General features: G+C 63.6%; 14 protein-coding genes. 5 read left to right on the top strand and 9 right to left on the bottom strand.

Translation table 11 applies throughout. The features are described from left to right. The first annotated feature begins 84 nt into the window (after positions 1–84). Both NHF53_RS11300 and ilvN read left to right on the top strand, forming a co-directional pair. Positions 85–1,863, top strand: a complete 1,779-nt coding sequence (locus NHF53_RS11300) for an acetolactate synthase 3 large subunit (RefSeq protein ID WP_252834255.1) — start codon at positions 85–87, stop codon at positions 1,861–1,863. Between the two features lie 16 nt (positions 1,864–1,879). Further along, positions 1,880–2,452: an acetolactate synthase small subunit gene (gene ilvN / locus NHF53_RS11295; RefSeq protein WP_112688176.1), complete on the top strand. Its 573-nt coding sequence runs from the start codon at positions 1,880–1,882 to the stop codon at positions 2,450–2,452. Positions 2,453–2,551: 99 nt separating this feature from the next. On the opposite strand, the gene NHF53_RS11290 is transcribed toward ilvN, so the two are convergent. From NHF53_RS11290 to NHF53_RS11280, 3 genes are all read right to left on the bottom strand, one after another. Continuing rightward, the gene (locus tag NHF53_RS11290) at positions 2,552–3,841 is read right to left on the bottom strand and encodes a methyl-accepting chemotaxis protein (protein WP_252834254.1); all 1,290 of its coding nucleotides are present in this window, start codon (positions 3,839–3,841) and stop codon (positions 2,552–2,554) included. Positions 3,842–4,157: 316 nt separating this feature from the next. Next, a complete protein-coding gene (locus tag NHF53_RS11285) occupies positions 4,158–4,628 on the bottom strand; it encodes a metalloregulator ArsR/SmtB family transcription factor (RefSeq protein ID WP_252834253.1) in 471 nt (156 codons plus the stop codon). A 175-nt stretch (positions 4,629–4,803) separates the two neighbouring features. Further along, complete coding sequence (locus tag NHF53_RS11280) at positions 4,804–5,649, bottom strand: aldo/keto reductase (protein ID WP_252834252.1); 846 nt, start codon at positions 5,647–5,649, stop codon at positions 4,804–4,806. 177 nt (positions 5,650–5,826) lie between these two features. Between NHF53_RS11280 and NHF53_RS11275 the strand changes: the two genes are divergently transcribed. Then, a complete protein-coding gene (locus NHF53_RS11275) occupies positions 5,827–6,420 on the top strand; it encodes a LysE family translocator (protein ID WP_252834251.1) in 594 nt (197 codons plus the stop codon). On the opposite strand, the gene NHF53_RS11270 is transcribed toward NHF53_RS11275, so the two are convergent. From NHF53_RS11270 to NHF53_RS11250, 5 genes are read right to left on the bottom strand one after another with little or no spacing between them, the layout of a single operon-like run. Then, a complete protein-coding gene (locus NHF53_RS11270) occupies positions 6,412–6,891 on the bottom strand; it encodes a DUF2269 domain-containing protein (RefSeq protein ID WP_252834250.1) in 480 nt (159 codons plus the stop codon). The two genes, NHF53_RS11275 and NHF53_RS11270, sit on opposite strands and share 9 nt — an antisense overlap. Beyond that, positions 6,891–8,177: an SDR family oxidoreductase gene (locus NHF53_RS11265; protein WP_252834249.1), complete on the bottom strand. Its 1,287-nt coding sequence runs from the start codon at positions 8,175–8,177 to the stop codon at positions 6,891–6,893. The genes NHF53_RS11270 and NHF53_RS11265 overlap by 1 nt, the downstream gene beginning before the upstream one ends. Positions 8,178–8,227: 50 nt before the next feature. Further along, the gene (locus NHF53_RS11260; RefSeq protein ID WP_252834248.1) at positions 8,228–9,016 is read right to left on the bottom strand and encodes an anti-sigma factor; all 789 of its coding nucleotides are present in this window, start codon (positions 9,014–9,016) and stop codon (positions 8,228–8,230) included. Next, complete coding sequence (locus NHF53_RS11255) at positions 9,016–9,570, bottom strand: RNA polymerase sigma factor (RefSeq protein ID WP_252834247.1); 555 nt, start codon at positions 9,568–9,570, stop codon at positions 9,016–9,018. Before NHF53_RS11255 ends, NHF53_RS11260 begins: the two co-directional genes overlap by 1 nt. After that, complete coding sequence (locus tag NHF53_RS11250; protein ID WP_252834246.1) at positions 9,554–9,928, bottom strand: hypothetical protein; 375 nt, start codon at positions 9,926–9,928, stop codon at positions 9,554–9,556. Before NHF53_RS11250 ends, NHF53_RS11255 begins: the two co-directional genes overlap by 17 nt. A 268-nt stretch (positions 9,929–10,196) precedes the next feature. Between NHF53_RS11250 and NHF53_RS11245 the strand changes: the two genes are divergently transcribed. Continuing rightward, positions 10,197–11,243 carry a phosphatase PAP2 family protein gene (locus tag NHF53_RS11245; RefSeq protein ID WP_252834245.1) on the top strand — a complete coding sequence of 349 codons (1,047 nt, stop codon included), beginning with the start codon at positions 10,197–10,199 and terminating at the stop codon, positions 11,241–11,243. Between the two features lie 53 nt (positions 11,244–11,296). After that, positions 11,297–12,424, top strand: a complete 1,128-nt coding sequence (locus NHF53_RS11240; RefSeq protein WP_252834244.1) for an ATP-dependent RecD-like DNA helicase — start codon at positions 11,297–11,299, stop codon at positions 12,422–12,424. Between the two features lie 14 nt (positions 12,425–12,438). Here NHF53_RS11240 and NHF53_RS11235 read toward each other — a convergent pair whose 3' ends face one another. After that, on the bottom strand, positions 12,439–12,939 hold the full coding sequence (locus tag NHF53_RS11235; protein ID WP_252834243.1) for a DUF4405 domain-containing protein: 501 nt from the start codon (positions 12,937–12,939) through the stop codon (positions 12,439–12,441). Between the last annotated feature and the right edge of the window lie 124 nt (positions 12,940–13,063).

Below are 13,063 nucleotides of genomic sequence, written 5' to 3'. Positions count from 1 at the left end.
ACAGGCTCCTCAAGGGGCCTTTTTTTATGGCCAGAACCGGGTGAAAGCCCTGACAAGAAATCCAGAAGGCAAACGGAAACAGGCATGACGGGTACAGACAATCAGATGACCGGCGCGGAGATCGTCATCAGGGCGCTGAAGGACAACGGAGTTGAGCACATCTTCGGCTATCCGGGCGGCGCCGTGCTTCCGATCTACGACGAGATCTTCCAGCAGGACGATATCCAGCACATCCTCGTGCGCCACGAGCAGGGAGCCGGCCACGCGGCCGAAGGCTATGCCCGCTCGACGGGCAAGGTCGGCGTCATGCTCGTGACGTCCGGCCCCGGCGCGACCAACGCGGTTACGCCGCTGCAGGACGCGCTGATGGATTCGATCCCGATCGTCTGCATTTCGGGACAGGTTCCGACGCCGCTCATCGGCTCCGACGCCTTCCAGGAATGCGACACCGTCGGGATCACCCGGCCGTGCACCAAGCACAACTGGCTGGTCAAGGACGTCAACGATCTCGCCCGCATCATCCATGAGGCCTTCCGCATCGCGAGAACCGGTCGTCCGGGTCCGGTCGTCGTCGATATTCCGAAGGATGTCCAGTTCGCGACCGGCACCTACACGCCGCCGGAGGCCCACCGGATCCAGAAGAGCTACCAGCCGAAGGTCCAGGGCGATGCCCGTGCGGTCCAGGCTGCCGTCGAACTGATGGCGAACGCCCGTCGCCCGATCATCTACAGCGGCGGCGGCGTCATCAATTCCGGTCCGGAAGCCTCCAAGCTGCTGCGCGAACTGGTCTCGCTCACCGATTTTCCGATCACCTCCACGTTGATGGGGCTTGGCGCCTATCCGGCCTCGGGCAAGAACTGGCTCGGCATGCTCGGCATGCACGGCTCCTACGAGGCCAACATGGCCATGCACGACTGTGACGTCATGGTCTGCATCGGCGCCCGTTTCGACGACCGCATCACCGGCCGCCTCAACGCCTTCTCGCCGAATTCGAAGAAGATCCACATCGACATCGATCCGTCCAACATCAACAAGAACGTCCGGGTCGACGTTCCGATCGCCGGCGATGTCGGGCATGTGCTGGAAGACATGGTCCGCCTCTGGCGGGCGCTTCCGAAGAAACCGGATGCCGGTCAGACGGCGGAATGGCGCGACAGCATCGCCCGCTGGCGGGCGCGCAACAGCTTCGCCTACACGCCGTCGAGCGACGTCATCATGCCGCAATACGCGATCGAGCGGCTTGCGGCGCTCACCAAGGACCGCGACACCTACATCACCACCGAAGTCGGCCAGCACCAGATGTGGGCGGCCCAGTTCTTCGGCTTCGAGGAGCCGAACCGCTGGATGACCTCGGGCGGCCTCGGCACCATGGGTTACGGCTTCCCGGCGGCAATCGGCGTGCAGATCGCCCATCCTGAAAGCCTCGTCATCGACATCGCCGGCGACGCCTCGATCCAGATGTGCATCCAGGAAATGTCGTGCGCCGTTCAGTACGAGGCGCCGGTCAAGATCTTCATCCTCAACAACCAGTACATGGGCATGGTCCGCCAGTGGCAGCAGCTCCTGCACGGCAACCGCCTGTCGCACTCCTATACCGAGGCGATGCCGGACTTCGTGAAGCTCGCCGAGGCCTACGGCGCCGTCGGCCTGCGTTGCGAAAAACCGGGTGACCTGGACGCCGCCATCCTGGGGATGATCAACGTCAAGAAGCCGGTGATCTTCGACTGCCGCGTCGCCAATCTCGCCAACTGCTTCCCGATGATCCCGTCCGGCAAGGCACACAACGAAATGCTGCTGCCCGACGAGGCCACCGATGAGGCGGTCGCCAACGCCATCGACGCCAAGGGCCGCCAGCTCGTTTGATTTCAAGGGGTTTACAATGAACGCACACCTTCAGCCCACGGGCTCCGCCTACTTCATCGCCCCGGAAACGGCGAGTGTCGAAAGCCATACGCTTTCGGTCCTCGTCGACAACGAGCCGGGCGTCCTTGCCCGCGTCATCGGCCTCTTTTCCGGCCGCGGCTACAACATCGAAAGTCTCACCGTCTCGGAAACCGAGCACGAGGCGCACCTCTCGCGGATCACCATCGTCACGCGCGGGACGCCGAGCGTGCTCGAGCAGATCAAGACGCAGCTCGAGCGCATTGTTCCGGTCCACCGTGTCGTGGACCTGACGGTGCGTGCGCGCGAGCTCGGTCAGGAGCGGCCGATCGAACGCGAGGTGGCGCTGGTGAAGGTCACCGGTTCCGGCGAGATGCGCGCCGAGACCCTGCGTCTTGCCGACGCCTTCCAGGCGAAGGTGGTGGACGCGACCGTCGATCACTTCATCTTCGAAATCACCGGGAAATCCTCGAAGATCGACCAGTTCGTGGCGATCATGAAGCCGCTCGGCCTGAACGAGATCTGCCGCACCGGGATTGCCGCGATGAACCGTGGCTCGCAGGGAATGTGAGGCAATCTCTGCCGATGGACTGGACGGGCGGCCCTTGTGCCGCCCGTTTTCTTTCTGGGGCCTGCCGTATGCGCGACGTTCGCGTGCCGCGATCCGGTGTTATTCGATTTCCAGTTTGCCGAGGAGATCGAGCACCTCGTGCGAGGCTGTCTCGACCGCCGATATCCGTTCGAGTGCCCCTCTGATGTCGCCGTTGTTGAAGCATTCGACTGCCTGGATTCCCTGCTGGTGCACCCTGCAGTGCGGCGCCTCGAGTGCGGCGAAGGCCGGATGTCGCCTGAACCGGACGTCCTCTACCTGGTCGTACCATTTGCCCAGCCGGCAATGGTGATGGTCGGCGAGTTCGTTCGCCCGCAAGCCTTCGCGCCCGATGATCATGTTGGCGAGCCGCCGCTTCCAGATGACGTGGTCGGATTGTGCAAGCTTCACCAGCCTGTTCGGCACTTGCGTCTCGGCAACGACGCCGAGGAGCACGTTCACCGCACCCTGACCCTTGTCCATGGTGGCAAGGACGGTCTCCAGCGCAGTGCTCGACTTGCCGGCATGACTCGCAATGCGTGCGACCCCGCCGGCAACGCTCTCGGCGGCTTCCTTCTGCTGTTCGAGCGCAATGGCGATGTCCTGGCTGTTTCGGACCACTGCGGAAATATTGCCGTCGATTGCGCCCATCGCAGTTCCAAGCTGCCCGACAGCCGTGGCGCCCGCTCCGACGGAGGCGGTGTTTGCCTGCATCGCCTGCATCATACTCTGCATGCCGTCGGTCAGAAGGGAGACGATTTCGCCGATCTCCCGCGTCGCCGCGGATGTTCGGTCCGAGAGTGATTTCACCTCGCTTGCGACGACGGCAAATCCTTTGCCGGCATCGCCGGCGCGGGCGGCCTCCACCGCGGCATTGATGGCGAGCAGGTTGGTCTGTGCGGCGATCTTCTTGATGGTGTCGGCAATGGTGGCGATATTGCCGGTCAGGGCGTGGACGGCACTGAGGCGCTCCCCGGTCTCCGAGACCGACGCCGAGATCTTGCCGATCTCCCGTTCGACCGTCGAGAGTGCCGTCGCGCCCTTCGCGACGCTTTCGTTCGCCTGGAGCGCGCTTGCCGAGATCTCCTCGCCGCTGCGGCCGATTTCGGCAACGGTTGCGGCCATCTGTTCCGCGGCAGTGGCAATCGACTGGGAGTAGTCGTCTACCCGGCGAAGGCCGTAGAGCAGGTTCGCCCCCTGGACGACGGTCTCGTTTACGGCGACGGACGTGTCTACGACGCTCGTAAGGACGGTGGCGGCCTGACTTCCAAGCCTGGAGAGAAGTCCGTTGAGGGCGGCCGCGACGTCGTCGCTACCCTCCACGACGGAATTGTAGTCTCCGGCGGCTGCCCTTCGCAGGGCTGTGAGCATGTCCACCTGATGTGCTTCGGAGGAAGGAGTCTCTTGAAGTAGCGGCAGTCCCATTTCGGCTTTCCAAAGATCATGGCGCGGCTCAAGGTATCTGCCGCGGTAAGCACGACTTTAGAATTTTATCCTTAATCAAACTTAAAGTGTGACGCCAATACCAGTAACTTCCCGACATTTGTCCGTGAGAATATGGAAATGTACTTTATTTAAACGGTTATAAATTAGAAATTCATCGGTATTGTAATGATCATGCTTTATGGACGTGCGTGAGCGCTTCGCTTGCGCCATGTCTCTGGTCGCAACTTTTCGTTATCATGCTTTAGAACATCGACATCTGGGCCGGAGCCGGCTTCTCTGCAGGTCCTGCGTCCGCCTCGGGTTCCGCCGGCGTGGCCTTCTCCGTCGAAGCGGATCTTGCGGCGCCTCTTGCGCGGGTTCCTGCCGGCTTCTCGTCCTCGGGCGGCGCCGGGGTCGCGTGCCGGGTCATGCCGACGTCCTGCAGAAATCCCGCAAGGCATGGTTCCAGCACCTTGTGCGCCAGTGCGTAGTGGACGAACTGGCCGCGCTTTTCCCGAGAGACGAGACCGGCGCCTTCGAGGATCGCGAGGTGCTGCGATATCGACGGCTTCGCCATGGTGAAGTGCGAGGCGATCTCGCCGGCAGTCAGGCTGGAGGCGGCGAGATGCCTCAGGATCGCCCGGCGCGGTGCTGCCGCCAGCGCCTGAAAGATCTTCTGCTCCCGCTTTTCGTCCCTACCGGCTGTTGCCGTCTTCTTGCCGCGCTTCTGCATGTCCCGTCGCCTCGTTTGCATCGACGCAGATATTTCCGGAATCGCGGCGTCAGGCAATCCCCTCCAGCACCTCCAGATGGGTGGGTGACGGTTAGTTAACAAGCTAATTCGGTAATTCGTGTTGAATGGGTTCCTCGACAGCGTCACGGCAGAGCGTCGTGCTTTCGGGCTCCGCTCAGATCATCGCCAGCGGCATCTTGTGCTCAGGCCGCGGGAAGACCGCGTCGAGGGCCGCCCAGTCTTCTTCGGTCACGTGGAGATCGACGGCGTCGCGGTTTTCGCGCACACGGCGGAGGTTCGCTGATTTCGGGATGGCGATCACGCCTTCGCGCCTCAGAAGAAAGGCAAGGGCGACCTGCGCGGGCGTCGCCTGGTAGGCCTTGGCAATATGGATCAGCTCCGGATGGTGGGCCAGTCGGCCCTGCTCGATCGGCGAGTAGGCCATGACCGCCACATCATGAGCCCGGCACCAGGGCAACAGGTCGTATTCGATGCCCCGTTGGCCGAGATTGTAGAGCACCTGGTTGGCCGCACAATTGGCGCCGTCGGGCAGGGCGAAAAGCTCCTCCATGTCGGCAACGTCGAAATTCGACACGCCCCAGGCGCCGATCTTGCCGGCAGCCTTCAGTTCTTCGAAGGCGGCGACGGTATCGGCGAGCGGATGTTCGCCGCGCCAGTGCAGGAGATAGAGGTCGAGATGATCGGTCTTCAGGCGCTTGAGGCTGTTCTCGCAGGCGGCGATCGTGCCGGACCGGCTGGCATTCCACGGATAGACCTTGCTGACCAGAAATACATCGTCGCGCCGGTCTTCGAGGGCAATCCCGACCACGCGCTCGGCGCCGCCCTCGCCATACATCTCGGCCGTATCGATCAGCGTCATGCCGAGGTCGAGACCGAGCCGCATGCTGTCGATCTCTTCGTTGGCGCGGGCCTTCATCTCGCCCATCTGCCAGGTGCCGAGCCCCAGCGCGGGAACGGAGACGCCGCCGGGCAGGGTGACGGTCGGGATGGGGTCGTGCATCGCTTCTTCCTTCTGGCATCTGTCAGTCGAGCATAGCAGGCGGTGTCGGACCGGCAAGCAGCCGGCATTGCCGGATCGGGTCGGGCTCGTGTGTCACTGCAACAATTCCGCGCTGGACCGACAAATTGGGTCAGCTATGTTGACCTGACGAAAAACAAGTCTCCGAAGGGGATGGTCATGACCTCGGAAATGCTGATCGCGCTGATGCTGTTTGCCTTCTCGACCTCGATCACGCCGGGGCCGAACAACATGATGCTGCTTGCCTCGGGCGTGAACTTCGGTTTCCGGCGTACGGTTCCCCATATTCTCGGGATCGAGCTCGGCTTCGGAGCGCTGATCCTCGCCGTCGGCCTCGGCGTCGGGACGATCCTGTCGACCGAACCCCGGCTCTATCTCGGCCTCAAGGTGCTGGGCGGCGGTTATCTTCTCTGGATGGCCTGGCACATCGCCATGACGCGGCAGATGGGGGAGGCGGCCAGTGAGGCGCGCCCGTTCAGTTTCGTTCAGGCGGCTCTCTTCCAGTTCGTCAACCCGAAGGCCTGGGTCATGGCGGCCGGCGCGGTCGCCGCCTATCAGAGCCCCAATTCCTACATCCGCGACTCCACGCTGATCTTTCTCGCCTTCATGTCGGTCGGCATCTTCTGCACGGCCGCTTGGGTGGGCTTCGGCTCGGCGCTCAAGGGCTGGTTGTCCGATCCCGTCAGGCTCAAGTGGTTCAACATCACCATGGCGGTGCTGCTGGTCGCGAGTTTGTGGCCGATGCTAAAATAACGCGATCGACGGTCTCGCGAGCATCAGCCAGATGATCGCGAGCACGGAGAAGAAGGCCGGGAAGCCGCAGGCGAACCAGATCCTGTAGAGCGATGTGAAGGCCGGCGGCAGAGCCGTGCCGGCCAAGGCGGCCGCACGCGCAATATCGCGCAGCTTCAGCTGAATCCAGACGACCGGCAGCCAGAAAAGACCGGTGACGACATAGAGTACCAGCGCCAGCACGATCCAGCCCTCGGTGAGCGGCCAGCCTATGGTTTTGGCGAGCAGATATCCGGTGATCGGCTGCACGACCACGGCGGTTGCCGTGAAGACCGCATCCGCAAGCACGACGGTGCCGGCGACGTGGGCGACGACCGCCGGATCGCGTGTACGCCGCGCAGCCACCATGAAGAAGGCGATGCCCGCGCCCGTCCCGAGCAGCACCGTCGCGCCGATGACATGGAAGAAGCGGAGGAGAATATCGATTGGCATCAGCGGTTGTCCAGAATCGCAAGGCCTGTGAGGGTGAGCAGCGCCGACGGCAAGACCTTGACCAGCGGGCCGAGCGGATCGAGCCAGAGGGCCGGCTCCACGACCGATGCGGCGGCGAGGTAGAGCGCGGTGACGGCGAGCATGCCGAGGAGGGCGCGGCGGGCGAGCGGACGCAGGAGGACGCAGATCCCGAGCGTGACGTCGAGAAGGCAGGAAAGCAGCGTCGCAGCCGTCGCGGCCGCCGGCGGCAACAGCGGCAGGAGGTGGCTTGCGGCGCGCTCGACATCGGCAAGCGGCACGAGGCCGGAGAGCAGCCAGAAGAGCGACAGGGTGACGATCACCGGCGCCTTCATGAGATAGAGGCGCGCAAACCAGAGGTCCTGCACGCCGGCCGGGTGGGCGGCAAGCGTTTCGGCCAACGTCCGCAAGGCGAACGGTGCCGGTTCCCCGTCATTGCGGCGGGTGACGCCGCCTTCCATCACGGTCATGGCGGTCGACCGCAGCGGCGACTGCCAGCCGAACCGGCCGGCGAGGTCGGCCAGTGCCGTAACCGCTCGCCCGAGGATCGCCGGCACGACGACCGTCGGGGCGGGGGCGAGACCGAGCCAGCGGCGATGCAGCGCGAGTGTCGCTGCAAGCGTCAGGCGCTCCGCTGCCGCGAGCTCGAGGTCGCTGCCTGACGGGATCGCGCCTTCGACGGCGAGCGCGACGGCGCTTGCCACATCCTCGACATCCACCGTTTCGACCGGACTTTCGGCATGGATGAGCGGCTGGACGAAGGGGAAGGCGGCGAGCGCCCGCAGCAGGGCGGTTCCGCCAAAGGCATTGCGCCCGACGACGAGCGCCGGCCGCAGGATGACGAACGGCAGGCCGCTTTCCGCGAGCGCCGTATCGGCCCGGCGCTTGGTCGCCAGAAACGGCAGGTCGGCGCCGCCGCCGTCGACCCGGGCGGAGATCTGCACGATGCGGCGGATGCCGCTCGTCTTCACGGTTTCGTAGAGCGCGAGCATGGCATTCTGCTGGGAGGCGGCGAGATCGTCCACAAGGCCGTCCTGAAGGGCGCCGGCGCAATTGACGACGATCTCGAAACCGTCGAGGTGCAGCCGCCAGGATTCCGCGGTCTGGAGCTCGGCCAGGTCGGCGGCAATCCATTGTGCCTGCGGCCAGCGGGCGCGTGCTTGCGCGACGGTGCGGGCGAGCCCGGTGACCGCATGTCCGTCGCTGGCCAGCCGTCGCATGACCGCCGAACCGATGAAACCTGTACCGCCGAGAATCAGAATGTGCATGGCCGAGACTAGCAGGTCAGACGCGTGTCGTCAGACCAGGGCTGGGCCGATTACCCTTCGAACTGCCGGTAGCATTCCTCGGCAATCTTGCGGAGCCGTTCGCGCGAGATCTCGCCGCTCAGTGCATAGCCGACCGGTCCGTCTATCCAGTAGAAGGTCTCGATGGTGCCTTCGGTCGCGTAACGGAAGCTCGTCGTGCGGTTGGCGTCGTTGCGCCCTGCGAGCACGGTAACCCGCTCGCCGCCGGCATCCTCGTACATCAGCATGGCGCCGGCCTTTCCGCCGACAGGCACCAGCCGGCCGCCGACCAGGCGATATCCGAAGCGGGAGAGATCGGGGATGCGGAGCGGATGATCGAGCCGCTTGCCGAGCCAGGCGGCAAGATGCTCCTGCTCGTCGGCGCCGACCTCCACCGGATGGCGGACATCGCTCGCATAGATCAGGAAGGCGGAGCGGGCCTCTTGCGGCAAGGCGGCAGCCGTCTGCTGCACCGAAAGGGGCGCTCTTCCCAGGAGAGAGGGCATCGCCTGTCCGATCGCGATGCCGGCGCCGAGAAGGACCAGCGACGCGGCCATCTGCGGGACGGGGAAAGGGCGTGGCCGTCGCACTGCCTTCGCCTCCGGCTTCCGCAGGAGTTCCGGATCGCCCGGCTCGCTACGGGCGTAATTGGAGAAGAGCGCACGGATGCCGTCGTTCTGCGCCCGCCAGTCGGCGACCATGGCGGCGTCGTCCGGGTGCGCCGCGAGCCAGGCTTCGACCTCACGGTTGCGCGCGGCGTCGAGCTGTCCGTCGACATAGGCGTGCAGGTCTTTTTCGTCGATGGAGCCGGGATCGGGCATTACTTTGGTCTCCGGAGAGTAACGATGTTCTGTTCGGCCAGCACGAGCCGCAGCCGCTCACGGGCGCGGGAGAGGCGCGACATGACCGTTCCGATCGGAACGCCGAGCATATCGGCGACCTCCTGATAGGCATAGCCTTCGACGACGACGAGCATCAGGACGGCGCGATATTCCGGGGCAAGCCCGTCGAGGGCGGCGTGCAGGCGATCCCGTTCGAGCGGATCGGCCGCGGCCGTCGGCGCTTCGAGGTGGTCTGCCTCGCCGATGTCGACGGCGGGAAACCGGCGGGCATTGCGGCCGCGATTGTGGTGCAGATTGGTCATGATCGTGTAGACCCAGGCCTTCAGGCTGCCGCCGCGCCACGTCCCGCGTTTGGCGAGCGCCGTTTCCACGCAGTCCTGCAACAGATCCTCGCCGTCGGGATCCGAGCGCGTGAGGCTGCGCGAATAGCGCCGCAGGCCGGGCAGCAGCGCCAGCATGCCCTCTTCGAAAGGGCTGGTGCCGGGGGCTGGGCTCCCCGGCGTCGCATTCTCCCTGTCAGGGCCTTGCGGCATCCCATACGCCTTTCACGCCGTCGCCGGTGGCATCGCCTTCCTTCATGTCCTTGACCCAGAAGTAGAGCGGCATGCCGTCCTTGGCCCATTGTTTGGAGCCATCCTTGCGGTCCACCAGCGAGTATGCACCGTCCGCCTTGGCACCGGAAGCGGCGAGGAACGGAGGCCAGTTCTTGGCGCAGTCGTCATAGCAGTTCGAGACGCCCTTCTGGTCGTTCTGGAAGGTGTAGAGCGTCATGCCGTTGTCGCCGGCGACGACCTCGCCCTTGTCGGTCTTGACGGTCTTGACCGGCGCCTGCGCAAGGGCCGGACTGGCGAGCGCTGCGATGGCGAGAGAAAGAAGGAGACGGGATTTCATGGCGGGATCCTCCGAGTCTGCGGTTGTCGGGCACGTCCGGATCGGCCGTGCCTGATGTCTAAGACACCGGAGCGGCGCGTTTTATTCCCGGCTTGACGAAAAAAGAGAGGGACCGATGCAAGGGGCAGGTTCTCGCTCGCCGGCTCCCCCTATGCACGCGGGCGTTCATTAGTGAATTTTGCCACCTCAGGTTTAGTTCCCTTTAAGATTTTCCATATCACTTATGATTGCAAACGTTGTGCAAGTTCATCTTTTGAGGGGGTATTCTATGAGCCTTGAACAGTCGGCAGATACGACGGTTCGGACGAATGAAGGGGTGAGTGCAGCGTTTGTTGCATGGCTGAAACCTGCCCGTTCCCAACGCCTTCTTGTGGCGTTCTCCGGTTATGTTGCATGCGCAATCGTCTTCTTTCCGGAGACCTACGCACATTTCTGGACGGCCAAGGTTCATCATCTCGCGACGGCGTTCTCGTTCGCCATTCTGGTTGTGGTCTTCGTCTCCGTCATACGGACGCCTGCATCGCCTTGGTCGTCCTTTCGCGCGTATGTAAGGAGACGCGGCCTGGTCGTCTTTGCCGCCTTCGGTGCGCTCGTCTTCGGACTGTCGGCATTCTCCACCATAAAGGTGAATATCCCCAACGTGGTTCCGTTTTATGCAGACGGATACATAGCGGGCCTCGAGCGAACAATTCTCGGTGTCGACGCATGGAGGCTTGCCCACGCGATAGTTCCGGATCGTGTCGCGGGCGTGGTCGATTTCATCTATTCGAAATTCTGGTTCGTCGGGCTGATCTGCTGTTATGCCTTTGCGGCGGTCATCGAGGAGGGAGCACGTTTCAAGCGCTTTATGTGGACTGCACTGGCGATTTACGCGGGTCTCGGTTCGATCCTCGCGTTGGTCTTTTCGTGCGTCGGTCCGATTTTCTATGACGACTTCTATGCGGGCAATCGCTTTGCCGAGCTCACCGACGCCTTGCAGGCAAATCCGGGCATCGTTTACATCAGCCAATATGCGGACTTTCTCCTGTGGAGCTACCGGGAGAACCAGCCGCAACTCGGTTCCGGTATATCGGCAATGCCCAGCCTGCACGTGGCGGTGGCGGTGCTGACGGCATGGTTCCTGACGAGTCATCATCGATGGCTGGCCGTCATCGGCTGGGTGTACGCGACCGTCATCGGCGTAAGCTCCGTCTACACGGGCTGGCACTACCTGCTCGACGGAGTAGTGTCTTTCCTGGTGGTTTCTGCGATCTGGGTCGGTCTCAGCCGCTACTACGGGCTTCCCGCGCTGCCGAATCGGCCCCCGGACAGTTGAGTGCGGGAGCAATTTGCTTGCATTGGCAGTACGAATCCTGCCAAGCACGGCGCATGCAGTTCGCACCCCAGCAGGACGACGCCTTGAAGGCCGTTTCGAAATGGCTGAAGGAGGGCAGGCAGCCGGTTTTTCGCCTGTTCGGTTATGCCGGCACCGGCAAGACGACGCTTGCGAAACACTTTGCCGAGCATGTCGACGGCGACGTGCTGTTTGCAGCCTTTACCGGCAAGGCGGCGCAGGTGCTGCGCTCGCGTGGTGCGTCGAACGCCAAGACCATCCATTCGCTGATCTATCGGCCGCGCGGCGAGGAGGCGGTCGAGGACGAGGAGACCGGCAAGACCTCGATCTCGCCGATGTTCGCGATCAATCGCCAGAGCCCGGTGGCGAAGGCTGCGATGATCGTCATCGACGAGTGCTCGATGGTCGACGAGCAGCTCGGCCGAGACCTGATGAGTTTCGGAACGCCGATCCTGGTGCTCGGCGACCCCGGCCAGCTGCCGCCTGTCTCGGGCGGGGGCTTCTTCACCGATCACGAGCCGGATTTCCTGCTGACGGACATCCACCGCCAGGCCCGCGACAATCCGATCATCGAGCTTGCCATGCACATCCGCGAGGGCAAGGAGATCATGCACGGGGACTACGGGACGGCGAAGGTGATTTCCAAGAACGAGGTCTCGCAGGATCTCGTCCTCGAAGCCGATCAGGTGCTGGTCGGCACCAACCGTACGCGGCGGCGCTACAACAAGCGGCTTAGGGAACTGAAGGGCTTCACCGCCGAGTACCCGCAGGCGGGCGACAAGCTGGTCTGCCTGCGCAACGACCAGGTGAAGGGGCTGCTCAACGGTTCTCTCTGGCAGGTCATGACGTCGTCGCGCGAGACCGTAAAGCCCGGCATCAACCTGCTGATCAAGCCCGAAGACGACGACATGGACCGGGGCGCGGCCAAGATCAAGCTCCTGAAGGCAGCCTTCGAGGACATCGAGACGGAAATTCCCTGGACGACCCGCAAGCGTTACGACGAGTTCGATTACGGCTATGCGCTGACGGTGCACAAGGCGCAGGGCTCGCAGTGGAACAATGTCGTTCTCTTCGACGAGAGTTTCGCCTTCCGCGATACGCGCGAGCGCTGGCTCTATACGGCGGTCACCCGCGCGGCGGAAACGCTCACCATCGTGCGGTGAGCGTTTCAGGCGCTTTACGGCTTTAGCGTCGTCAGCGTCATCACGACATCACGCTCCGTCTTGCCGGAGGCGGTGGCGATCTCGGTCAACGGCTTGCCGGCCTCCGCGGCGGCAAAACCCTTTTCCTTGAGCGTTGCGACGAAGGCCTCCTCCGTCTGGCCGTAGAGCGTCGCGATCTGCGCCGGCGTGCCGCCGACCACCAGCTCGATCATTGCCACCTGCGGGCTGACGCTCGTCTCTCCGGTCATCGCCGGCCAGGCAAAGGCGATCCCGGCGGCGAGCGAGAGGCCGAGCGCAATCGCCATCGGCGGGCGCTTGAAGTAGCTCACGAAGGGGCGCCAGTTTCGCCAGACGTGCAGCAGGAAGGGTGCTATCAGCACCATGCTCAGCAGTTCGTGCATCTCCCGGAACGCGCTCGTGCCGAAGTGAAAGAAGAGGGCAACACCGGAGACGAGCGATATGAGAAATAGACCGGTGGTGAATGGCGTGGCGTAGCGGGAAAGAAGCGCGGGCATTTTCGTTGTCCATCGTTGTTGGCGACGGACCTGTGATAGGCGGAGTCGACCCTGTCGTCGTGTTACAAAGTTGTCAGGTACGACAATCGTCAACGATGCGACAACCTGTCCGCACGGCTCTCAG

The sequence above is a fragment of the Ciceribacter sp. RN22 genome (genome assembly GCF_024054295.1).
GTDB lineage: Bacteria > Pseudomonadota > Alphaproteobacteria > Rhizobiales > Rhizobiaceae > Allorhizobium > Allorhizobium lividum.
This window is presented reverse-complemented; position numbering and strand designations above follow the sequence as displayed.

Bases quoted from the DNA above. Each gene is read 5' to 3' on its own strand.
- NHF53_RS11290 (WP_252834254.1), bottom strand. From the start codon at position 3,841: ATGCTCACAGCCCTGCGAAGGGCAGCCGCCGGAGACTACAATTCCGTC.
- NHF53_RS11235 (WP_252834243.1), bottom strand. From the start codon at position 12,939: ATGCCCGCGCTTCTTTCCCGCTACGCCACGCCATTCACCACCGGTCTA.
- NHF53_RS11260 (WP_252834248.1), bottom strand. From the start codon at position 9,016: ATGCCCGATCCCGGCTCCATCGACGAAAAAGACCTGCACGCCTATGTC.
- NHF53_RS11265 (WP_252834249.1), bottom strand. From the start codon at position 8,177: ATGCACATTCTGATTCTCGGCGGTACAGGTTTCATCGGTTCGGCGGTC.
- ilvN (WP_112688176.1), top strand. From the start codon at position 1,880: ATGAACGCACACCTTCAGCCCACGGGCTCCGCCTACTTCATCGCCCCG.
- NHF53_RS11280 (WP_252834252.1), bottom strand. From the start codon at position 5,649: ATGCACGACCCCATCCCGACCGTCACCCTGCCCGGCGGCGTCTCCGTT.
- NHF53_RS11245 (WP_252834245.1), top strand. From the start codon at position 10,197: ATGAGCCTTGAACAGTCGGCAGATACGACGGTTCGGACGAATGAAGGG.
- NHF53_RS11255 (WP_252834247.1), bottom strand. From the start codon at position 9,570: ATGCCGCAAGGCCCTGACAGGGAGAATGCGACGCCGGGGAGCCCAGCC.
- NHF53_RS11250 (WP_252834246.1), bottom strand. From the start codon at position 9,928: ATGAAATCCCGTCTCCTTCTTTCTCTCGCCATCGCAGCGCTCGCCAGT.
- NHF53_RS11270 (WP_252834250.1), bottom strand. From the start codon at position 6,891: ATGCCAATCGATATTCTCCTCCGCTTCTTCCATGTCATCGGCGCGACG.
- NHF53_RS11240 (WP_252834244.1), top strand. From the start codon at position 11,297: ATGCAGTTCGCACCCCAGCAGGACGACGCCTTGAAGGCCGTTTCGAAA.
- NHF53_RS11300 (WP_252834255.1), top strand. From the start codon at position 85: ATGACGGGTACAGACAATCAGATGACCGGCGCGGAGATCGTCATCAGG.
- NHF53_RS11285 (WP_252834253.1), bottom strand. From the start codon at position 4,628: ATGCAGAAGCGCGGCAAGAAGACGGCAACAGCCGGTAGGGACGAAAAG.
- NHF53_RS11275 (WP_252834251.1), top strand. From the start codon at position 5,827: ATGACCTCGGAAATGCTGATCGCGCTGATGCTGTTTGCCTTCTCGACC.